Raw genomic sequence first — 22,314 nt, 5'->3', positions numbered from 1 at the left:
CACGTAGCCGCAGGCCGACGCCTCCTCTACGCTGCACCCCATTCACGCGGGATCTTCAGGGGCGGACATGGAACAGACACACACCACCCATCAGAGCGCCGCGGCGACACCGGGCGCCCAGCGGCGTGTGCTGGTCGTCGAGGACGACCACACCATCGCCGAGGCCATCGCGGCCCGCCTGCGAGCGGAGGGCTTCCAGGTGCAGACCGCCGGCGACGGCCCCTCGGCCGTCGCGGCGGCCGAGAGCTGGCTGCCCGAGCTGCTGGTCCTCGACATCATGCTGCCCGGCTTCGACGGCCTGGAGGTCTGCCGCCGGGTCCAGGCCCAGCGGCCCGTACCGGTCCTCATGCTCACCGCGCGTGACGACGAGACCGACCTGCTGGTCGGGCTCGGGGTCGGCGCGGACGACTACATGACCAAGCCGTTCTCGATGCGCGAGCTGGCCGCCCGGGTCCACGTCCTGCTGCGGCGCGTGGAGCGGGCCACCATGGCCGCGCACACCCCGCGCGGGGCCACCCTGCGCCTGGGCGATCTGGAGATCGACCACGCGCAGCGCCGGGTGCGGGTGCACACCGAGGACGTGCACCTGACCCCCACCGAGTTCGACCTGCTGGTGTGCCTGGCCGGGACCCCGCGGGCGGTGCTCTCCCGGGAGCAGCTGCTCGCCGAGGTGTGGGACTGGGCCGACGCGTCGGGGACCCGTACCGTCGACAGCCACATCAAGGCCCTGCGGCGCAAGATCGGCGCGGAGCGGATCCGTACGGTCCACGGCGTCGGGTACGCCCTGGAGACCCCGGCCCAGGCATGAGCGTCCCGCCGATCCGGCAGCGGCAACGGCAACGGCCCCCTGCGGGGCTGCGGCCCTTCTCGCCCTTCTCGATCAAGACCAAGCTGGGCACGCTCGTGGTGGTCTCGGTCTTCATCACGACGGGCCTGCTGCTGGTGGCCCTGCGCACCGACACCGAGCTGCGCTTCATCACGGTCTTCTCGGTGATCGCCTCGATGCTGATCACCCAGTTCGTGGCGCACAGCCTGACGGCGCCGCTGGACGACATGACGACGGTGGCCCGGGCGATATCCCACGGCGACTTCACCCGGCGGGTGCGCGGCGCGGGGCGGCGCGACGAGCTGGGCGACCTGGCCTCCACCATCAATCTGATGGCGGACGACCTGGAGGCGGTGGACCGGCACCGCAAGGAGCTCGTCGCCAATGTCTCGCACGAGCTGCGCACGCCCATCGCGGCACTGCGGGCCGTACTGGAGAACGTGGTGGACGGGGTCTCGGCCGCCGATCCGGAGACCATGCGCACCATGCTCAAGCAGACCGAGCGGCTCGGCGGGCTCGTGGAGACCCTGCTGGACCTGTCCCGGGTCGACAACGGCGTGGTCCCGCTGCGCGCCCGCCGCTTCGAGGTGTGGCCGTACCTGTCGGGCGTGCTGAAGGAATCACGGCTGGCGGCAGCCGGCCGGCCGGGGCTGCTCTCCGGTTCGGGCGGGCACGCCCGCAACGACGTGCATCTGCACCTGGACGTCTTCCCGCCCGAGCTGTGGGCGCACGCGGACGCCGAGCGGCTCCACCAGGTGGTCGCAAATCTGATCGACAACGCGGTCAAGCACAGCCCTCCGCACGGCCGGGTCACGGTCCGCGCCCGGACCGGCGACGCGCCCGGAAGCCTGGTGCTGGAGGTGCGCGACGAGGGCCCGGGCATCCCCGAGGCGGAGCGCCATCGCGTCTTCGAGCGGTTCAACCGGGGCAGCGCGCGCGGCGGCGACGGAGGCACCGGACTGGGCCTGGCGATCGCCCGCTGGGCCGTGGAACTGCACGGAGGCCGGATCGGAGTGGCCGAATCGTCACGCGGCTGCCGCATCCTCGTCACGCTTCCGGGCAGCTCATAGGTCCCGTGTTGACGTAGGGTTCGAGTGCGAAGGACATGATCTCGGCCACACGTACCCGAGGTCCGTCAGGGGTGCGAAGCCAAGGGGGCCGCAACCTCGGTGCCCCCTACCCGAACCAGGCTCGTTTCCCGCCATTCCACGTGCCGAAACCCGCCGTTCGATGTGACCTACGCGACGTAAGTCCCGCCCGGCCTGCATGCAGCGCCCGAGGAGGCGTAGCCTTTATTCCCGCTGTCCATACCTTGTGAAGCGGAAGAGGGCGGTTGCCGCCGTGTCGCCACAGTCCCCCAGTAACTCGAGCACCACGACCGAAGCAGCAGAGGGCGGGAAGAACCCTGCCTCAGGCTTCGGCGCCAATGAGTGGCTCGTCGACGAGATCTATCAGCAGTACCTCCAGGACCCGAATTCGGTCGACCGGGCCTGGTGGGACTTCTTCGCCGACTACAAGCCGGGGGGCGCTGTCGCTCCGGTGAAGTCGGACGGTCCCGAGAAGCCCGCGACGACGGACGGCGCCTCCGCACAGGCCGCCACCACCGTCACCGCGGCGCCGCAGGCCACCGACGCCGCCGCCACGGGGGCGGCGCGCGCCGCGGCCCCTGCTCCCGCCGCCGCGCCCACGCCCGTGCCGGCCCCTGCCCCTGCTCCTGCCACCCCCTCTGGTGCCCCTGCTGTGACTGTCACCTCCCAGGCCCCGGCCGCCGCACCGGCCGCGCCCGCCCCCTCCGCCGCAGCTCCGAAGGCCGCGCCCGCCGCCGAGGCCCCCGCGGGCCCCGAGCTGGTGACGCTCCGCGGCCCGGCGGCTGCCGTCGCGAAGAACATGAACGCCTCCCTCGACGTGCCGACGGCCACCTCCGTCCGCGCCGTCCCGGTGAAGCTGCTGTTCGACAACCGCATCGTCATCAACAACCACCTCAAGCGCGCCCGGGGCGGGAAGATCTCCTTCACGCACCTGATCGGCTACGCGATGGTCCAGGCCATCAAGGCCATGCCGTCGATGAACTACTCCTTCGCGGAGAAGGACGGCAAGCCGACCCTGGTCAAGCCCGACCACGTGAACTTCGGCCTCGCCATCGACCTGGTGAAGCCCAACGGCGACCGCCAGCTCGTCGTCGCCGGCATCAAGAAGGCCGAGACCCTCAACTTCTTCGAGTTCTGGCAGGCCTACGAGGACATCGTCCGCCGCGCCCGCGTCGGCAAGCTGACGATGGACGACTTCACCGGCGTGACGTGCTCCCTCACCAACCCCGGCGGCCTGGGCACCGTGCACTCCGTGCCCCGTCTGATGCCCGGACAGTCGGTCATCATGGGCGTCGGCTCCATGGACTACCCCGCCGAGTTCCAGGGCACCTCGCAGGACACCCTGAACAAGCTGGGCATCTCCAAGGTCATGACCCTGACGTCGACCTACGACCACCGGGTCATCCAGGGTGCGGCCTCCGGCGAGTTCCTGCGCATCGTCGCGAACCTGCTGCTCGGCGAGGACGGCTTCTACGACGCCGTCTTCGAGTCGCTGCGCATCCCGTACGAGCCCGTCCGCTGGAACCGGGACATCGACGCCTCGCACGACGACGACGTCACGAAGGCCGCCCGCGTCTTCGAGCTGATCCACTCCTACCGGGTCCGCGGCCACGTCATGGCCGACACCGACCCGCTGGAGTACAAGCAGCGCAAGCACCCCGACCTCGACATCACCGAGCACGGCCTCACCCTGTGGGACCTGGAGCGCGAGTTCGCGGTCGGCGGCTTCTCCGGCAAGTCGATGATGAAGCTCCGCGACATCCTCGGCGTGCTGCGCGACTCGTACTGCCGCACCACCGGCGTCGAGTTCATGCACATCCAGGACCCGAAGCAGCGCCGCTGGATCCAGGACCGCATCGAGCGCCCGCACACCAAGCCGGAGCGCGAGGAGCAGCTGCGCATCCTGCGCCGCCTGAACGCGGCGGAGGCCTTCGAGACCTTCCTGCAGACGAAGTACGTCGGCCAGAAGCGCTTCTCCCTGGAGGGCGGCGAGTCCGTCATCCCGCTGCTCGACGCCGTCATCGACTCGGCCGCCGAGGCCCGCCTCGAAGAGGTCGTCATCGGCATGGCTCACCGCGGCCGCCTGAACGTGCTCGCGAACATCGTCGGCAAGTCGTACGCGCAGATCTTCCGCGAGTTCGAGGGCAACCTCGACCCGAAGTCCATGCACGGCTCCGGCGACGTCAAGTACCACCTGGGCGCCGAGGGCACCTTCACGGGCCTGGACGGCGAGCAGATCAAGGTCTCGCTCGTCGCGAACCCCTCCCACCTGGAGGCGGTCGACCCGGTCCTGGAGGGTGTCGCCCGCGCCAAGCAGGACGTCATCAACAAGGGCGGCACGGACTTCACGGTCCTCCCGCTCGCGCTCCACGGCGACGCGGCCTTCGCCGGCCAGGGCGTCGTCGCCGAGACGCTGAACATGTCGCAGCTGCGCGGCTACCGCACCGGCGGCACCGTGCACGTGGTCATCAACAACCAGGTCGGCTTCACCGCCGCCCCGGAGTCCTCGCGTTCCTCGATGTACGCGACCGACGTGGCCCGCATGATCGAGGCGCCGATCTTCCACGTGAACGGCGACGACCCGGAGGCCGTCGTCCGCGTCGCGCGGCTCGCCTTCGAGTTCCGCCAGGCGTTCAACAAGGACGTGGTCATCGACCTCATCTGCTACCGCCGCCGCGGCCACAACGAGTCCGACAACCCGGCCTTCACGCAGCCGCTGATGTACGACCTGATCGACAAGAAGCGCTCGGTGCGCAAGCTCTACACCGAGTCCCTCATCGGTCGCGGCGACATCACGCTGGAAGAGGCCGAGCAGGCGCTGCAGGACTTCCAGGGCCAGCTGGAGAAGGTCTTCGCGGAGGTCCGCGAGGCCGCCACGCAGCCCGCGGTCGCCGCGCCGGCCGCCCCGGCCCCGTCCGCCGACTTCCCGGTCGCCGTGAACACCGCGATCTCCCAGGACGTCGTCAAGCGGATCGCCGAGTCCCAGGTCACCATCCCCGAGGGCGTCACCGTCCACCCGCGCCTGCTGCCGCAGCTGCAGCGCCGCGCGGCGATGATCGACGAGGGCACCATCGACTGGGGCATGGGCGAGACCCTCGCCTTCGGCTCGCTGCTGATGGAGGGCACCCCGGTCCGGCTGTCCGGCCAGGACTCCCGCCGCGGCACCTTCGGCCAGCGCCACGCGGTCCTCATCGACCGGGAGACGGGCGAGGACTACACCCCGCTGCTGTACCTGTCCGAGGACCAGGCCCGCTACAACGTCTACGACTCGCTGCTCTCCGAGTACGCGGCCATGGGCTTCGAGTACGGCTACTCGCTGGCCCGTCCCGACGCGCTGGTCCTCTGGGAGGCCCAGTTCGGTGACTTCGTCAACGGCGCGCAGACCGTCGTCGACGAGTTCATCTCCTCGGCCGAGCAGAAGTGGGGCCAGACCTCCGGCGTCACGCTGCTCCTCCCGCACGGCTACGAGGGCCAGGGCCCGGACCACTCGTCCGCGCGTCCCGAGCGCTTCCTGCAGATGTGCGCGCAGGACAACATGACGGTGGCCATGCCCACCCTGCCGTCGAACTACTTCCACCTGCTGCGCTGGCAGGTCCACAACCCGCACCACAAGCCGCTCATCGTCTTCACCCCGAAGTCGATGCTGCGTCTGAAGGCTGCGGCGTCGAAGGCGGAGGAGTTCACGTCCGGTTCGTTCCGTCCGGTCATCGGTGACACCACGGTGGACGCGAACGCGGTCCGCAAGGTCGTCTTCTGCGCCGGCAAGGTCTACTACGACCTGGAGGCCGAGCGCGAGAAGCGCGGCATCACGGACACCGCGATCATCCGCATCGAGCGGCTGTACCCGCTGGCGGGCGCGGAACTCCAGGCGGAGATCGCCAAGTTCCCGAACGCGGAGAAGTACATCTGGGCCCAGGAGGAGCCGGCGAACCAGGGTGCGTGGCCGTTCATCGCGCTGAACCTGATCGACCACCTCGACCTGGCGGTCGGCGCGGACGTCCCGTCGGGCGAGCGCCTGCGGCGCATCTCGCGCCCGCACGGCTCGTCCCCGGCGGTGGGCTCCGCGAAGCGCCACCAGGCGGAGCAGCAGCTCCTGCTGAACGAGGTCTTCGAGGCGTAACCGCCCCGCGGCACCACGGAAGGCCCGGCCCCCCTCTGGGGGCCGGGCCTTCCGGCGTTCTTGGCCCAGGACGGCCGATGATCTTACCGAAATCTGACGCCCCTTCCCGAAACGCCCACAACTCCCCTTCTGCCTCTAGCGTGTTCGTACCTCCCCGAGTGCGACCGACCGGGCGCGAGCCGCGCCCGGTACCGGCCGCCTCCGGCGGACCCGAAATTTCACGAGAAAGCAGAAGAATGACGGTCGAAACGCTTCCCCTCTGCGCCTACCCGGAGTGCACCAACCACCCCGAGCCGCCGACGCCCGGCAACCCCGAGCCCACGTACTGCGCTCACCCGGACCACAACGCGCTGGGGGCGTTCCGCAGGTTCCGGGCCAAGCGGCAGCAGCGCAAGGACGAGAAGCGCCGGGCGGCCGAGGCCGAGAAGAAGGGCAAGGAGGGATCCGGCGCCCGCGCCGACCTCGTGGCGCTCATCTCCCAGCTGTCGGCGGACCTGCCGGGATACCTCGAGGAGCTCGCGCTCATCACGGACTCGGCCGCGGCCGAGGAGCGCATCCGGACCGTGACCGAGGCCGCCGACCAGCGGGCCCTGGACGCCGAACGACGCACCGCGCTGGCGGAGGAGGCGGCGGACATGGCCGTCGCCCAACTGGACGTGGCCAGGCACCGGTTCGAGGCGGAGGTGGACGAGATCCGCAAGGAGTCCGCGCAACAGATGACCGACGTGCAGTTCGTGCGCGCCGAGCTGGAGCGCTACCGCGAGCGGGTCGCCCAGCTGGAGGAGCGGCTCGACAGGATGCGCGAGGAGGCGGACGCGGCCCGCAGGGAGCGCGGCGAGCTCTCACGACAGCCGTAAACCCACCGGAATCGAGACAACGGCTGCACCGAATCCCTGTCTCGCCGTACTCGGTTCCGCGTATGACGATCACGTTTCGACGGCGAGGAAGTCTTCCGGAAACTCCGGCCGGGGTGGGCGCAGCACACCGGAAATCGTATATGGAAACACCGTCACCACCAGCAGCCATATCGACTGTATTGCGACGACATAAAGCAGCGTCCGAAATCGCGCTCACCCTTCTCGGCCATTGCCGAACGGATGCGACGATTCGCCGGAGCCGCACCCGATAACCCCGGCCGAAGTCAATTCATATATCCCGGCACAGAATTACCACCACTGGAGGCAACAATGTCCCGAACCATCAAGCGGACCACCAGGATGGCCACGGTCGCCGGAATGGTGACAGCCATCGGCGCGGGAATGCTCCTGACGGCACCCGCGAGCCAGGCGGCCCCGGTCGCGGCCTTCCGCCTCAGCAATTTCTCGGCGACCATCGCGAACATCTGCGTCCACACGGACATCGCGACGCAGTGCTCCGGAAACATGGCGGCAGGAAAGAGCGAGGTCTGGAAGGTGGCCTACAAGTCGCCGCGCAAGTGGTACTGCACCTCGACCGCCAAGGGACTGACCGGGACCGCCAGCACCCCCTATTTCAGCCGCGAGGACGTCAAGGAATGCGCGGAGGTCGGCAACATTTTCGGAGCCAACATCATACTCAAGTAACGAATACCCATGGGCTGAGGCCCGGCCCCTCCCGGGGGCCGGGCCTCCGGCTGTCGCGTCAAGTCACGAGCCTGCGGGACGTGACCGGGGCCGACCCGGCGGGCGTACTGGGAACGTGACCCCGCGGCGCAGACCGCGGGACCCCGAACCAGCCGATCCACACCTTCGAGGAGCCCACCATGTCCTACGACGTCCACGCCCCGGCCGCCATCCGGCCCAAGCGGCGCATCGCCCGCTTCGTCATCCCCATCGCCTCGGTCGCCGTCGTCTCCGGAGCCGTCGCACTGCCGGCCTCCGCGGCGACCGGCCACCCACCCCGCTCCACGGTCGGCGTCCACGCCGACGGGGCCTACGGACCGAACACGTGCGAGCCCGGCTACGTCTGGCGCGACAGCTACGACGGCGACGCCCTCTGCGTCACCCCGGAGGAACGCCAGCGCGTCCACGACGCCAACCCCAACCGCCAGCCCGGCGGCGGCGACTACGGACCCAGCACATGCAAGCCCGGCTACGTCTGGCGCGAGAAGTGGGAGGGCGACACCAAGTGCGTCACCCCCGCAGAACGCCAGCGCGTCCACGACGCCAACCCCAACCGCCAGCCCGGCGGCGGCGACTACGGACCCAGCACATGCAAGCCCGGCTACGTCTGGCGCGAGAAGTGGGAGGGCGACACCAAGTGCGTCACACCCGCGGAACGCGACAGGGTCAAAGGCCAGGGCAGGCAGATCGACAACGGCCCCGTCCTCACCGGAATCCCGGGCCTGTAACCCTCGGGGGTTGTTCCCGTCCCCCGGACGGGAACAACCCCGCCCCAACGCACCTACGCTGGCCGAATGATTCGGACCGTCGTTCTGGACATCGGTGAGACCCTCACCCGAGACGATCGCTACTGGGCCGCATGGGCGGACTGGCTCGGCGTGACCAGGCACACCCTCTCCGCGCTGGTGGGTGCCGTGGTCGTGGACGGCCGGGACAACGCGGACGCGATCCGCCTCCTGCGCCCGGGCATCGACATCGCCGCCGAATACGCCGCCCGCGACGCCGCCGGACGCGGCGAGCGGCTCGACGAGAGCGACCTCTACGAGGACGTCCGTCCGGCCCTGACCGCACTCCGGGCCACCGGGGTACGGGTGGTCGTCGCGGGCAACCAGAGCCCCCGGGCCGGTGACCTGCTGCGCGCGCTCGACCTCCCCGCGGACCTCGTCGTCACCTCGGGCGAGTGGGGCGTGTCCAAGCCGGCGCGCGCCTTCTTCGACCAGGTGCTGGCGGTTTCCGGCAGCCCCGCCGACGAAACCCTGTACGTGGGCGACCACCCGGCCAACGACATCCACCCCGCGCGAGCCGCAGGGCTGCGCACGGCCCACATCCGGCGCGGCCCCTGGGGCCACTGGTGGGCGGACACCCCCGAGGTCCGGGCCGCCGCGGACTGGTCGATCGATTCCCTCACCGAACTACAGGACATCGTCGGGCAGTAGCAACAGGTACCGCGGGGCGCCCATCACGGGGCGGAGTCAGGAGCCGATGACGCGGCTGGTGAACCCGTCGCGCAGGAGCGACTCGTACGCGTCGAACACGTCCTCCGGAACGTCCTGGGCAATGGCGTACCCGAGCTTCGGGTACTCGATCACCCGCTGAAGGTCACCCACGAGCATGTCCACAACGAGCTTCTCGTCACCGATGCTCTTGAGGTAGTCGTCCAGCTCGAGCGGCTCCGAGGCGCAGAGGACCTCCACCTCAGGCCAGAGCTTGCGGGCCGTGGCGAAAGACCGCCTCTCCATGTAGGGCTTGGAGACCAGCAGCAGGGTCTTCGGGGTGATGCCGTTCGCGGCCAGGAGGTCGCGCGTGAGCGTGATGTTCTGGCCGGTGTTGGCCGCGTTCGGCTCGACGAGAATCGCAGAGTCAGGAACCCCGAGTTCGAGCGCGTGCTCGCGGAAGTGGACAGCCTCCCCTCGGGGAAAACGAGCCCGAGTGGTAGGGCTGTTGCCCCCGGTGAACACGAGCACCGGGAACAGCCCGGCCCGGTAGAGATCGGCAGAGGCCGCAGCAACCCCGAGGTCGTGACTGCCCAGTCCGATCGCAACGTCCACAGGCACCGGGCGGTGACCCATCCGGTGGTAGTCCCAGATCAGCTCGGCCCGCCGCCACTGCTCCTCGGTGATCCTCTGCTGGATGTCCGTCACGCGCTCTTCTCCCTCATGGACCGGATGCCCTCGATGCTGGCCAGCTGATGACTCAGCCCGAACCGTCCAGCCAGGCCGGCTGCCTTGTCGAGTATGGCCAGCCCATCATCGCGGGTGGCGGGATCGGACAGCAGGATGTGGCCGTGGGCCGTGTCCAGTCGGACCTGTTGCATCGGCGCGTCGGTGGTCGCCGTCCTACGGGCCATACCGATGAAACGCAGGGCACTGGTGAGATCTCCGGCCCCGCGGTGAGCCAGTGCCAGTTTCTGGTGAGCGACCGACCCATCCTCGGGCTCACCGAGGTCCTCGAACTCACGGGTCGCGGCGAGCATGACGCGGGAGGCATGGCTGTGGCTTCCGTCCTTGCTCAAGGCCGTCCCCACCCACAGCCGGGCCCGGACCTGGTCGCGGCGGGACAATCGATCGTCGACGGCCAACGACTCGTACTGCTGGGCTGCGACCTCCAGGCTGCCCGACATCTCCGCAACCACCGCGAGCGACAGATCGATCTGGGCTACGCGGCGAGGGATGTCCAGCTGCCCGAACAGGGACCTCGCCGAGGCATAGGCTCGCTGGGCCGACAGCGGGCCGAGCACAGCGCCCTGGTCCCGCCGCAGATCCCCGAGCAGGGCCGTTGAGCGCGCGAAGAGATAAAGACCCCTGTCATCCAGCGCGGCCGGCTTGAAACGTTCGAGCCATCGGCCGGTCAAACTCTCCGCAAACATGAAGTCCTGCCGGGAGAGGGCGACCACAGCACGGTCGAGATCGTCCACCCAAGACTCGTACTCCCAGGCCAGCGGCCCCCGCGAGACGACCCCGCGCATGCCGACAGCGGACGGAGCCCTGTCCGCTTCGGACAGGAAGGTCTCGAAGCGTAGATGGGCGGCCGCGTTCGCGCGGGCCAGCGCAGTGTCCAAGATCGCTTGGGTGTCCTGGCGGGGCTCTGTCGTGGCAAGGAGTTTTTCCCACTTTGAGATGGTGCGGATGCCGACACCAAGATGGCAGGCGAACGATCGAACGCTCATCCTCAGCGCAAGGCGCAGGGCGCGGGCCTCCAGGCCGGTCCAACGTTGCACGGTCGCCACGCGTCGCTCCCTTCCTGCCGCAATCGAAGCACGGCCCGGGCGCGCACGGGGACACAAGTGCAACGCAAGTACAACGGGCGGACATTTCCGCATCCGTGGAGGACGTCCAGGCTGAACGGTATCCAGCCGACGGATCCTCTGGAGGGACACGGACATGGAGGCCAAGAGGCCATGTCGAAGCGACACACCGACCACCGACGCCCATGAAGCCCCGGCCGGCCCACGGCTGAGCCAGCAGCACGAGCCCAGCGAGGAGCTCCTCGACCGTGCTCGCGTCGGCTGGGAGCGGTTCGTCGCCTCCCTCCAGGAACCGTCCGATGACTGAACGCTACGAATACGTCCCCCACCACCTGCTGCGCCGCCGCGTACGGGACGTCGCGTCCGGCACCGAAGGACTGCTGATGGCCGTGATCAACGAGAACGTGTCGGACTCCGTCCACCCCCACTGGATGGAGCTGGCCTACATCCGAGCAGCCTCGGGCCGCGAGTTCACCACCGCAGTCAGCAACGTCCAGCCGGCCGAATAGCCGCCCCCGGACGGCCGCCGGACGCCCTCGATGAGGAGCACAGGGCAAGGCATCCCTGAACACCCGGTGGTCCCTTCAGCGAAGGTCCAGCAACATCACGTCGTGCAGGTCCGCACCGCTCCCCGGGCAGTTGGACTGTCGGCAACGTAGAACCGGCCTGACCAGCCCCGGACGGACGTCGGACGCCGTGTCCACCGAAGCGCGTAGCGATCTGAGGCGTCCGGGCCGCCCGGCACACCGCCGGCTCCGTCCGGTTGCCGCGTGGGGGAACATCGGCCCGCCCGGACCCGGGATCCGGTGCGGATGGGACCCGACTCGGGATCCGCCCCCTCGGGCGCCCGCCCGGGCATCGCCCACGTCCCCGGTGGTCTCTTGTCCCCCGGCCCGTTCCTTTGGGGGCTTCCCGGCAGTCTTTCGTTTCTCCGGGGCGGGACGGTCGGTCAAGGGTGGCCGAAGGCCATCGCGAAGCGACGCGACGACGAAGGAGGAGCGCCCTTGAGGGACCGGCCCGACCCGGAGGGACGATGGGACTGACGGGAAACCCCCGTACCTGTCCCTGATACCGCCCGAGTGGATCCCGCCCGCCGCCGGAGCCGGCGCCTTCGCCCCATCCCGCCCGGCGGCGCATCGGCTCTCGCCCGGCCTCCGGGGGGGGGGGACGGATGGGCAGCCGCCGCCCCGGAGGCCGGGCCGAGGGGGTGAGGGCCCCGCCCGAGCGGTTCCGTACCGCACCCGCCTTCCCGGAGGTCCCGCCCGAGGGCCTCCCGTACCACCCCCTACGGCTGGGGCTCGAAGTCCCAGTACGGCCTCGTCTGTTGTTTTGCCGAGATCGTGTGGACGTGCTGGGGGCCCAGCGTGCGGGTAAGGCCCTTGATGCCCGCGTCCTCGTGTTTCGCCGCCTCCTCGTACTCCCGCACCGACCGCAGGTCCGCGGCCAGGGCGATCTGGGCGCTCAGGGCCATCGGGTGGTCCGGGCCGAGGACCCGTTCGGCCGTGCGCAGCGTGTTCCGGCTCAGGTCCAGCGCGTCTTCCAGCCGCCCGGTGATGTTGCGGTGCCCGGTGGCGTTCAGGGCGCAGCCCAGTGTCCAGGGGTGCCGGTCGCCGAGCGCGCCCCGCATGCCGACCAGTGCCTGCTCCGCGAGCGAGAGGGCCGCCGAGCGCTCCCCCTGGGCCCGCAGTACGAGGCCGAGGTTGCCGACCGTGCCGATGCTGTACGGGTGGGCGAGGCCGAGCTGGGACTGGTAGCCGCGGACCACGTCCTCGGAGATCCGGCGGGCCTCGCCGATGTCCCCGTACTCCCTGAGGTAGGTGGCGTAGTCGGAGGCGACCATCAGGGTCCACGGGTAGTCGACCCCGAAGACCCGGGTGGCGCGCTCCCACACGGTCCGCAGCCGCAGGCCCGCGCCGGGGATGTCCCCGGAGCGGCGCAGGCACATGCCGAGGTTGTGCTCGGCGCGCAGGGTCTGCGGGTGTTCCAGGCCCAGCACCTGGGTGTTGATCTTCACGCCCTGTTCCTGCCGGGTCTGGGCCTCGTGGTAGCGGCCCATCAGCCGCAGCCCCATGGCGCAGGCGATCCCGGAGGACAGGGTGGAGATGTGGTGGGTTCTGAGGACCCGTTCGCGGCGGCGCAGGGTGTCCAGGTCGAGGTCGTAGGCGTCCTGGTAGCGGCCGAGCAGGCGGTAGGTGGCGGCCAGGTTGTTCTGGGCGGCGAGGGTGGTGGAGTCGTCCTCGCCGAGCAGTTCGCGGTAGGTGGCCAGGCAGTGCTCGAAGATCTCGCGGGCCGGTTCGAAGCGGGCGATGCACAGCAGGACCCCGCCGTACGAGCTGGTGGCGCGCAGGGTTTCCAGGTCGCGCTCGCCGCGCTCCGCGGCGAGCCGGTCGGCGCGGGCGCGGGTGAGGGTCTCGGCGCGCCGGAACAGGCCGAGGTTGCGCAGGGCTTCGCCGTACTGGTAGCTGAGTTCGCGGACCTTGGGGTGGTCCTCGCCGAGCAGGGCCCGCCAGATCAGGTCGGTCTCCTCGGAGAGCCGCAGGCAGGTGCGGTACTCCCCGGCGAGGATCAGGTAGCGCAGGCAGTGCAGCAGGAAGTTCTGGATGCGCGGGTTGCTGCTGGTGAGCACCCCGGCGCTGGCCAGGTGCGGGATGAGTTCGGCGTACCGGGGCCACAGGCGGGAGTCGGAGGGCCGGCCGGGGTCGGCGGCGGCGAGGACCTGGCGTACGGCGCGGGCCAGGGGCTCGGCCTCCGCCTCGGAGAGGTCGTCGCGGACGATGCCGTGGACCATGCGGTGCAGTTGTACGGTTTCCAGCCCGCTGCCGCCCTCCTCCACGGCCAGGTCGGAGTACTCGAGCCGGACGACGGAGAACTGGACGAGTTTGTTGAGGGCGGCGTTCCACCGGATCTGGTCGTTGATCAGCCCGGCGAGCTGTTCGGGCACGTCGTCGGCGGGGAATTCGCGCAGCAGGCGCAGCGGCACGGGGCCGGGGGCGAAGAAGACGAACAGCCGCAGCAGGGCGAGGGCGTCGGGGAAGTTCTCCCGGACGTTGTTGAGCAGTATGGCGAGGGCGGTGGGGAAGGGCAGCGGGTAGTCCTCGGAGACCGTGACGGCCTCGCGGGAGTCCATCCGGTGCTGGAGCAGGAGGAGGTAGTCGCCGACCGGCAGCGGGGAGTCGGCGAGCCAGCCGGCGGTCTGGTCGAGGGCGAGCGGGTAGTCCTCCAGGGCCTCGGCGAGCTGGTCGGCCTCGTCGGCGGTCAGGCGCAGGGCCCGGCGGCGGATGAAGGTGATCGACTCGGGGCGGGCGTAGAGGGGGACCTCGACCAGGCTGGTGTGCCGGGCGGCCCACTCGCGGTTGCGGGAGGTGATGATGACGTCGCCCGCGCCGGAGGGCAGCAGGTCGATCAGGTCGTCCGGGTTGTCGCAGCCGTCGAAGACCATCAGCCAGCGGCCGTACGGGTTTCCGCGCCGCAGCGCTTCCAGGACGGCCCGGATCTGCTCGCCGTAGCTGCCCGCGCCGCGCGGCAGCCCGAGCGCGGGGGCCAGGTCGGCGAGGCGTTCGCGCAGGGTGGGCCGGTCCTCGGCGGGGACCCACCACACCACGTCGTACTCGGAGGCGAAGCGGTAGGCGTACTCGGTGGCGACCTGGGTCTTGCCGACGCCGGAGAGCCCGAGGAGGGTGACGGTGGAGGCGCCGGGCGGGGCCTCGGTCAGTGCCTCGCGCAGGTTGCCGATGACGTCGTTGCGGCCGGTGAAGCGCGGGTTGCGGCGCGGGACGCGGCCCCAGATCTCGGGCGGGTCGTTGGGGAAGCGCGGCCCGCGGCGGCCGGTCTCGGTGCCGATCCGGTCGGTGGGCAGCTCCAGGCGGCGCAGCACGCGGTACTCGGCCTCGTACGCGTCCAGGCCCCACAGGTCGGTCTTCTCCAGCACGGCGACGGCGCTGGGCAGCGGGGCGTCGGTGAGGCAGACCGCCGCGAACCGGTCGGGGTGGCGGTCGGTGACGGCGCGCAGGGCGGTGTTCCACTGCTCGTCGGTGTGCGTGCCGGCGGAGAAGTAGCGCTCGCTGAGGACGAGGAGGACCCGGCTGCCGGAGCGGGCCAGGTCGTCGAGGGCCTGGTCGATGCCGGGGCTGTTCTGCGGGTCCCAGCGCTGGAGGGCGACGCGGTGGCCGTGCTCCTCCAGGCGGTGCGCGATCCACACCGCCCAGGGGCGGTTGAATCCCGCGAAGCTGATGACGAATCGCTGTGGCTGGGGCGGCTGGGGCGGCTGCTGCGCCGCCGGTTCACGGTCCTGGCGACTACCGGTGGTCATCGGGCCGTCTCCCTGGAATCCGGGCGGTGGACGGGCTTGAAAGGTACCGCAGCGGACGGTCCGTCAGCCTTGTGCGAACGGCGCGAGTTCGGGGTGTGCCTCGCACCAGGCGCGGCGTTCGCGGTCGACGGCGCGGCGGGCCGCGGTGTGCTGGTCGCCGGGCGGCGGCAGGTCGTCCATGGCTCGTTCGGCGGCCCCCATCGCGTCGGTGAACTCCCGTCCCGCGGTGGTCAGTCGATCGTGCCCCCGCAGGACGGGCAGGACGGCGGCCACCTGCGCGCGGATCCGGGCGTGCTGGGCCCAGGCGCCGCGGGCCCCGTAGAGGGCGGCGCGCTGCCAGTACCCGGCGAGGGCCAGGTGGGCGTAGGCGCCGTGCAGCAGGCCCTCCAGGGGGCGGGGGTCGCTGCGCCAGGGGGCCCAGTGGCGGGGCGTGTGGTCGGCGGTGTGCAGGATCAGGACGTCGGTGAGGGCGGTCAGTTTGCCGTGCTGGACCTCGTGGACGAGGGTCGCGGCGAGCGCGGGCGGGGCCTGGGCGCGGGCGAGTACGGAGCCGGCGGCCGCGGGGAGGGTGGCACCGCTGGAGCGGGAGCCGCCGGCCAGCGGTACGAGGGAACGCAGCAGCTGGACGGTCTCCTCGGCGCGGATGGTGTCGTAGCGCTGGAGCAGGGTGAGCGCGCCGGACCACTGGGTGTCCCACCGTTTGTGCCCCTTGGGGGTGAGCCGGCGTGCGGGGCGGACCGGGGCGGGTTGCGCGGGTCCGGGTGCCCGGTAGGGGTCGAGGTCGTCGAGGGCGGTCCGGCCGCCGGGCAGGGCGTGCAGGGGCACGGTGGCGGGGTCGTCGGGGTCCCAGGAGCGTTCGCAGAGGGCGAGCGGGCCGGGGCGGTCCGGGCGCAGCAGCCCGAGGGTGGGCAGGACGAGCCGGCCGTGCAGGGGCCGCAGGGTGTGGCTGAAGGGGATCCCGGCGCGCAGGGCGGCGGCGACGGCGAGGGCCCCGAGGTGTCCGAGGTCGGCCGGGGGGCCGCAGGGGGCGTGCAGCCGGCGCAGGGTCTCCTCGGCCCACACCCCGGTGGCCGGGTAGTGCAGTACGTCGCGCACGGCGCCGGGGTCGCGGCGCTCGGCCTCCTCCAGCAGGGCCCAGTGGTCGGCGGTCTCCCCGGACCGGCCGCCGGGGGCGGCGTCGAGGACCGCGCGCAGCAGGAGCAGGCGTTTGGAGCGGCGTACGTCGCGGACCAGGCGGGTGCCCTCCGGGGAGGGTTCGGTGGAGGCGAGGGCGCGCAGGGTGGGCGAGGGGACGCTGAAGGCGGTGAGGGCGTCGGTCATGAGGCGACCGCCGGGGGGTGGGCGGCGGGGGTCTGGGCGGTGGGGGTCTGGGCGGTGGCGGCTTGGGCGGCGGGGGGCCCGGCGGTCTGCGCGGCCCGCTGGACGGCGGCGGCGATGTGCCGGATCAGCGGCTGGAGGTCGGCGCAGTAGACGGACGGCTGGCGGAAGCCCTCACCGGCGCGGTAGCGGTGCGGGTAGTGCCCGCCCCCGCACACGTCGACCAGCTCGCAGGCGCGGCACCGGGCGGCGAGCGCGTCCCGCCCGAGCTGGCGCGCGGCGAGCCCGGGGTGGTCGAGGAGCTGGTCGAAGCTGTGGGTGTCGAGGGTCATCCCGGTCGCGGCGGCCCCCTCGTACGCGGATTTCAGCGAGTCGGCCTGTTCGATGGAGCCGTCGGTCTCGATCACGGCGGTGGCGGCGGGCGTGAGCCCGAGGGTCTCGGTGGTGGTGGGCAGGCCGAGCAACAGGGCGATGATCTCCTCGAAGAGCCGGATCCGGGTGCGCCGTACGCCGTCGTGCCACCAGCGCTCGAAGACGGCGAGGAGCCAGTCCGCGTACGGGGTCCGGTCCGGGTGGTGGCCGGGGGGCGGGGCGCTCCAGTTCGCGAGCGGCAGGAGCAGCCCGATGCTGGGCGGGGCGAAGGCGAGCAGGGACTCGTAGGTCTCCACCGGGTCGTGGTCGAGATCGACGACGCAGAGCACCCCGGCGTAGCTCTGCGGATGGCGGGCCAGCAGCCGCAGGCCGCGGGCGGCGGACGCGAAGCCGGGCCGTCCGGCGTGGTCCACCCGGCGGGTGTTGTGCGCGGGCAGCCCGCCGTCGAGGCTGACGCCGACCCGGATCCCGGCGGCGGCGAGGGCGGCGATGCGGCCGCGGGTGAGCAGGGTGCCGTTGGTCTGGACGGTGGCGGTGACCCGGGTCCGCGGGGCGGCCCCGGCCACGGCGGCCCGGACGGCGTCGACGGGCTCGGCCAGTCGGGCGGGGGCGGTGAGCAGCGGTTCGCCGCCGTGCAGGACGAGGTCGATGCGGGGCAGGTCGTGGGCGGCGGCGTGCTCGGCGATCCGCTGCGCGGCGCGGGCGGTGGTGGCGGGGGTCATGGCGGTCGGCTGGTCGCGCCAGCCCTGGTCGGCCATCTCGTAGACGTAGCAGTAGGTGCAGGCGAGGTTGCAGCGGCTGCGGGTCTTGAGGACGAACTGGCGGATCGGGTGGGGCCGGTGGCCGGCGGCCCGCGCGGCGGCCACGTCGAGCCGGGTATAGGGCCAGGGCGCGCACCGGGCGTGCCGCAGCCACTGCGCGTCCGCATCGGCGTCACCCCGCGGGTCGAGACCTTCATCGGTGTGCGGGGCGGGACGCACGTCGGTGCGCGGTTCGGAACGCGCATCCACACGCGGGGCGGCCACTACGGCGGCGCGCGGCACGGGACTTGCATCGGCGCACGGGGCAGCCGACGCATCGACAGCGCAGGCGGCACCTGCATCAGCGTGCAGTGCGGGACCCGCATCGGCGCGCGGGGCAGGACGCGAGTCGGTGCGCGGGTCGGGACGCGCATCCACACGCGGGGCAGCCACCACGACGGGGCGCGGCGCGGGACTTGCACCGGCGCGAGCAGCGGCCACCGCGGCGACACCGCGGGCGGGACCCGCATCGGCGTGCAGTGCGGGACCCGCATCGGTGTGCGGGGCGGGACGCACGTCGGTGCGCGGGTCGGGACGCGCATCCACACGCGGGGCAGCCACCGCGGCGGCGCGCGGCGCAGGACTTGCATCGGCGCACGGGGCAGCCGACGCATCGACAGCGCAGGCGGGACCGGCATCGGCGCGCGGGGCGGCCGCCGCGGCGACAGCGCAGGCGGGACCCGCATCGGGGTGCGGTTCGGGACGTGCTTCGGCGCGCGCGGCGGGGTGTGCGTCCGCGTGCGGGGCCGGGTCGGGGGGCGCGGTGAGGTCGGTGCGGGGTGCCGTGTCGGGGCCGTCGGGTGCGGGCAGCGGGGTTCCGCTCGTGGCCGCTCGCCGCATCACCGCACCTCCCTCCCCCGGCGACAACCGCCCGGGGACACCCCGGCGGACGGTCCATCCCTGCCCTGGGGACGGTCCCGGCTAACGGCGGAAAGTGGTCAACTCGGTTTCAAGGTAGGACGGATCAGGCATGGTGGGATCAGGCCACGCTGGAGTCGAAGGCGTTGAGGATCTCCGCGGGATGGGTCACCCGCTCGACCATGCCCTCGATCACCCCGGCCAGCACGGGATGATCGATCCCGCGCAGCGCCGCCAGGTCCAGCCCGGAGAGATCCGGCAGCCGCCCCGGACATCCCGGGGTCGCCGCCGCCACTTCCTGCTGCTTCGTCACCATGTGCCGCCGGGCCCCCTGTCGCGTCGCACACCGGATGGTCCACTTCCTTTTCCCATCGGCTTCCTTTTCCCGTCGGCCGGTCCGCGGAAACAGCGGCCCCCGGCCGGGCCCGCGCCCTCGGCGCGGGCGTCAGAGCGCGGCCTCCAGCGCCAGGATCCGTACGCGGACCGCGTCCGAGCGCCCCGCGGCGCCCTCGCGGGTCCGCGTCCACAGCTCCAGCGCCGAGCGGTACGCGTCCAGGGCCGCGCGGGGCCGGGCCAGGCGTTCCAGCACGTCCCCGCGCAACTGCTGTACGCGGGCGGCCAGCTGGACGGCGGTGTCCGCGCGCTCCTCCACATCGGCCTCCAGGGCGGCCCGCCAGGCCCTCCGGTAGGAGTCCGCCGCCCGGTCGAGGCGCTCCAGCGCCCGCGTGTGGCCGTGGATCTCCTGCTGGACGTCGCCGTGGTCGCGCCATATGCGGGCCTGTTCCAGCGGGTTGCGGCTGTGCCGGACGGCCAGCTCCAGCAGGTACTCGGCCTCTCGGAGATCCACCGGGTCGCCCTCGTACGCGTGCCGCAGCCGGAGCCCGGTGGCCAGCCGCAGCAGCCGGTGGGCCGCGCCGGGGTCGGACTGCGGGACCGCGGCCCGGCTCTCGCGCAGGACGCGTACGGCGGCCCCGGTGAACCGCCGCCCGTCGGTGGCCCGGGCCCGGTCCAGGAGTACGTCGCCCCACTCGGGCAGCAGTTCCCCGAAGGCCTCCGCGTCACGGGGGATCAGCCGCCGGGCCCGGCCGTACGCCTCGGCAGCGTCCTCCAGTGCCGCCGGGTCGGCGTCCCGCGCGTACCGCTCCCGGTGCACGCGCGCCAGGCACACCAGTGCGGCCACCCGCAGTTCCGGGTCGCCGCCCGCCTCCGCCAGGGCCGTGCCCAGCTGCCCGGCGGCCTCCTCCAGCCGGCCGGGGAGGTGGCGCAGCGCCTCGGCGAGCTCCACCCGTACCTGCGCGGTGCCCGGGCCGGTACGGCCGCCGTGGCCGCCGTGGCCGGGGGCGGGGGGCGGGGCGGCCAGGGCCGCGGCCAGGCGGGCGGCGGCCTGTTCGGCCAGGGCCGTGCGCTCGGCCGGATCCGGGGTGCGGGGCAGCAGGGCCAGCAGGACACGGCCCAGGGCCAGGTGCAGCTCGGGGTACGGGGCCGGACCGCCGTGCGCGGCGCCCTCCCCGCTGCCCTCCCCGGCGCCCTCCCCGCCGCCGCGCCCGGCGCCCTCCCCGCCGCGGTCCGGGCCGTCGTCCGTCCCGTGGGCCGGGTCCGCGCCCGGCGCCCGGCCCGCCAGGGGTTCGAGGGCCGCCCGCGCCTCGCGGAGCGCGCCCGCCTCGTCCCGCAGTCCGCTCAGCCGGATCAGGGTCTCCGCCCGCCGCACCGCGCAGTCCCGCCGCAGTTCCGGGTCGGCCGCGGCTCCGGCCGCCGCGAACTCCATGTCCGCCGCCGCCAGCAGCTCCGCGTCCGGTCCGGCGGCCAGCGCCCGCTCGTACAGCACCCGGCCGAGCACCGCCCCCGCCCGTGCCGTCCGCAGCCCGGTCACGGCCCGTTCCGCCTCGGCCAGCAGCTCCGGGTCCCGCTGGGCCGCCCACAGCCGCAGCAGCGCCCCCGCCAGCTCGGTCTCCGCCTCCTCCGGTGGATCGCCGGGCCCCGGCGGGGCCGTCACCGCCCGCCGGAGCACCGCCACGGCCTCGTACAGCGCCCGCGCGCCGCCCTCCCCGTCGGCGTCGGCGTCCGCGAGCCGGTCCCGGGCTGCGCGCACCGCCCCGGCGCGGGTGGGCACCGGGGCCGCGGGGGGCCGGCGCACCGCGGGGCCCTCCTGCGGCATCCCGGGCAGGTAGCGCCGTACGACTTTGGCCGAAACCTGTGCGAAGGCCTGCGGGAGCCGCCCCTCCGGCGCCCGCTCGTCGTCCTCGGGTCCGGGGTCGGCGACCGCCGGCGGGGTCCCGGTCAGCTGGGAGACCGCGAGCGCGGGGAAGTTGCGTACGCCCCGGCCGAAGTGCGCCAGTACGTACTCGGAGCAGTGCTTGAGCACCAGCGCGGCCTCGTCCCGCCCCAGCGGCCCCAGCAGTACGTCCTGCACCCCGGGGACGAACTCGTACCAGTGCCCCGGCCCCGGACCGCTGCGCCGCAGCAGCCCGCTCAGCAGTACCTCGGCCAGGTCGGAGGGCTCGGAGTCCGGCAGCATCGTGCGCTGCACCAGCCGCATCACGGGCAGGGTCAGCGGCGCCGCCGACAGGTACACCGCGAGCTGCACGGCCCGTGGTGCTGCCGAGGACCGGAACCGGGCCACCAGCTCGCGCGGCGGCCGCATCGCACGCGGCGGCGGCAGGGGCGCGGCCGGATGGTCGGCCCGGACCCGGCCCACCTCGGCCGGTACGGGCCCGGCCGTGAGCCCGGCCAGCAGCCGGGCCCACGCGCCGAGGGCGGTCGCGCTCGGCGGCAGCACCGGTACGGTCAGCCCGCCCGTGGGCCGCCCGGGCAGCGGTGGCCGGTCGGGCCGGAAGGCGAGCTGCTGCCCGCCGCCCTCCGGCCGGGTGAGCGTGCCCCGCTCGGTGGGCAGCCAGCTGCGCCCCCACAGCCGCTGCGGCAGCGGCTGGACGACCATGCAGGGGGTGCACTCGGCCCACCGGTGCAGCAGCCGCTGCGCCGTGCCCTCGCGCCACAGCGGCCCGGCGCAGTCGGAGACCACCATGGTCAGGGCCCGGCCGGTCGGGTCCCGCAGCTGGTCGCCGGAGCGCAGGCCGGAGGCGCGCACGCAGCCGGGTGCGGGGCTGCGGCCGAGCGCGGCCGTGCCGTCGGCGAGGCGGTGCAAGTAGTGGACCTGGACGTCCCGGAAGGCGCCCAGCCGTTCGCACACGGACCGCAGTTCCTCGAACATGTCCTGCCAGACGGCCATCGACGGGGACGCGTCCATCACCAGCCGTACGGTCGCCTCGCGCCGGCTCTCCGGCCGGAGCACCGGGATGACCAGTCCGAGGGCGCGGGCGCTGGCCTCGGCGGTGGCCGCCTCGTCGATCACCAGCCGGGTGGGCGGGCCGGGCGGGCGGTGCCGCTGGAGGGCGCGCAGGGCCCGCTGGATGTCCAGGATGCGGGGCAGCGCGGCGGCGCCGGGCACTCGTACGGGTACTCCGTACTCCTCGGGGGACTCCCCCGGCGGTTCGCCGTCGGCGCCGCCGGGCCGGGCCGCCCCGGGTGCGTAGAGCCCGACCGGGGCGTCGGCCTCCGGATCGGCGCGCACGGGCTCGACGGGCTCCCCGCCCGGCTCCTCCGGCGCGGCCGGCGGACCGCCGGGCTCGGGCCCGCCGGGGGCGGGCCGGGCCCCGGGGCCGCCGATGTGCCCGGCCAGCCACAGGGCGTCGGCGAGTTCCCCGGCGGACGGGTCGAGCCCGGCGGCGAGCAGCAGCGCGGCCAGTTCACGGACGCCGGGTGCGCCGGCGGATGCCACGGCC

At 72.9% G+C, this 22,314-nt stretch carries 15 protein-coding genes and 1 pseudogene; 9 read left to right on the top strand and 7 right to left on the bottom strand.

Translation table 11 applies throughout. From position 1 onward, the window contains the following. Positions 1-67: 67 nt before the first annotated feature. The 7 genes from ACXNSR_RS26100 (at position 68) to ACXNSR_RS26070 (ending at position 9,071) form a co-directional block, all read left to right on the top strand. Positions 68-808: a response regulator transcription factor gene (locus tag ACXNSR_RS26100; protein WP_030011297.1), complete on the top strand. Its 741-nt coding sequence runs from the start codon at positions 68-70 to the stop codon at positions 806-808. Next, entirely contained in the window at positions 805-1,896 is a 1,092-nt protein-coding gene (locus tag ACXNSR_RS26095) for a HAMP domain-containing sensor histidine kinase (RefSeq protein WP_458637861.1), read from the top strand. The genes ACXNSR_RS26100 and ACXNSR_RS26095 overlap by 4 nt, the downstream gene beginning before the upstream one ends. Positions 1,897-2,167: 271 nt before the next feature. After that, a complete protein-coding gene (locus ACXNSR_RS26090) occupies positions 2,168-6,034 on the top strand; it encodes a multifunctional oxoglutarate decarboxylase/oxoglutarate dehydrogenase thiamine pyrophosphate-binding subunit/dihydrolipoyllysine-residue succinyltransferase subunit (protein WP_458637860.1) in 3,867 nt (1,288 codons plus the stop codon). A gap of 236 nt (positions 6,035-6,270) precedes the next feature. Next, positions 6,271-6,891, top strand: a complete 621-nt coding sequence (locus ACXNSR_RS26085) for a hypothetical protein (protein ID WP_458637859.1) — start codon at positions 6,271-6,273, stop codon at positions 6,889-6,891. Positions 6,892-7,221: 330 nt separating this feature from the next. Beyond that, positions 7,222-7,596 carry a hypothetical protein gene (locus ACXNSR_RS26080; RefSeq protein WP_458637858.1) on the top strand — a complete coding sequence of 125 codons (375 nt, stop codon included), beginning with the start codon at positions 7,222-7,224 and terminating at the stop codon, positions 7,594-7,596. Positions 7,597-7,775: 179 nt separating this feature from the next. Then, a complete protein-coding gene (locus ACXNSR_RS26075) occupies positions 7,776-8,363 on the top strand; it encodes a hypothetical protein (protein WP_458637857.1) in 588 nt (195 codons plus the stop codon). 66 nt (positions 8,364-8,429) lie between these two features. Further along, entirely contained in the window at positions 8,430-9,071 is a 642-nt protein-coding gene (locus tag ACXNSR_RS26070; RefSeq protein WP_458637856.1) for an HAD family hydrolase, read from the top strand. A 36-nt stretch (positions 9,072-9,107) separates the two neighbouring features. Here ACXNSR_RS26070 and ACXNSR_RS26065 read toward each other — a convergent pair whose 3' ends face one another. Together ACXNSR_RS26065 and ACXNSR_RS26060 are read right to left on the bottom strand one after the other, a co-directional pair. Further along, entirely contained in the window at positions 9,108-9,776 is a 669-nt protein-coding gene (locus tag ACXNSR_RS26065) for a YdcF family protein (RefSeq protein ID WP_458637855.1), read from the bottom strand. After that, entirely contained in the window at positions 9,773-10,861 is a 1,089-nt protein-coding gene (locus tag ACXNSR_RS26060) for a helix-turn-helix domain-containing protein (protein WP_458637854.1), read from the bottom strand. The genes ACXNSR_RS26065 and ACXNSR_RS26060 overlap by 4 nt, the downstream gene beginning before the upstream one ends. A gap of 154 nt (positions 10,862-11,015) precedes the next feature. Between ACXNSR_RS26060 and ACXNSR_RS26055 the strand changes: the two genes are divergently transcribed. Next, positions 11,016-11,186, top strand: coding sequence for a hypothetical protein (locus tag ACXNSR_RS26055; protein WP_458637853.1), 171 nt, complete (start codon positions 11,016-11,018; stop codon positions 11,184-11,186). Then, a pseudogene (locus tag ACXNSR_RS26050) lies at positions 11,179-11,422 on the top strand (hypothetical protein). Before ACXNSR_RS26055 ends, ACXNSR_RS26050 begins: the two are co-directional and overlap by 8 nt. Before the next feature lie 742 nt (positions 11,423-12,164). Here ACXNSR_RS26050 and fxsT read toward each other — a convergent pair. The 5 genes from fxsT to ACXNSR_RS26025 form a co-directional block, all read right to left on the bottom strand. Beyond that, entirely contained in the window at positions 12,165-15,188 is a 3,024-nt protein-coding gene (gene fxsT / locus ACXNSR_RS26045) for an FxSxx-COOH system tetratricopeptide repeat protein (protein ID WP_458637852.1), read from the bottom strand. Between the two features lie 63 nt (positions 15,189-15,251). Next, a complete protein-coding gene (locus ACXNSR_RS26040; RefSeq protein ID WP_458637851.1) occupies positions 15,252-16,508 on the bottom strand; it encodes an HEXXH motif domain-containing protein in 1,257 nt (418 codons plus the stop codon). After that, positions 16,505-17,743, bottom strand: coding sequence for an FxsB family cyclophane-forming radical SAM/SPASM peptide maturase (locus ACXNSR_RS26035; RefSeq protein ID WP_458643394.1), 1,239 nt, complete (start codon positions 17,741-17,743; stop codon positions 16,505-16,507). Before ACXNSR_RS26035 ends, ACXNSR_RS26040 begins: the two co-directional genes overlap by 4 nt. 913 nt (positions 17,744-18,656) lie before the next feature. Continuing rightward, positions 18,657-18,851, bottom strand: a complete 195-nt coding sequence (fxsA, locus tag ACXNSR_RS26030; RefSeq protein ID WP_189732525.1) for an FxSxx-COOH cyclophane-containing RiPP peptide — start codon at positions 18,849-18,851, stop codon at positions 18,657-18,659. A gap of 129 nt (positions 18,852-18,980) precedes the next feature. Continuing rightward, a complete protein-coding gene (locus ACXNSR_RS26025; RefSeq protein WP_458637850.1) occupies positions 18,981-22,310 on the bottom strand; it encodes an SAV_2336 N-terminal domain-related protein in 3,330 nt (1,109 codons plus the stop codon). Between the last annotated feature and the right edge of the window lie 4 nt (positions 22,311-22,314).

This window comes from Streptomyces sp. NC-S4, from assembly GCF_054353315.1.
This window is presented reverse-complemented; position numbering and strand designations above follow the sequence as displayed.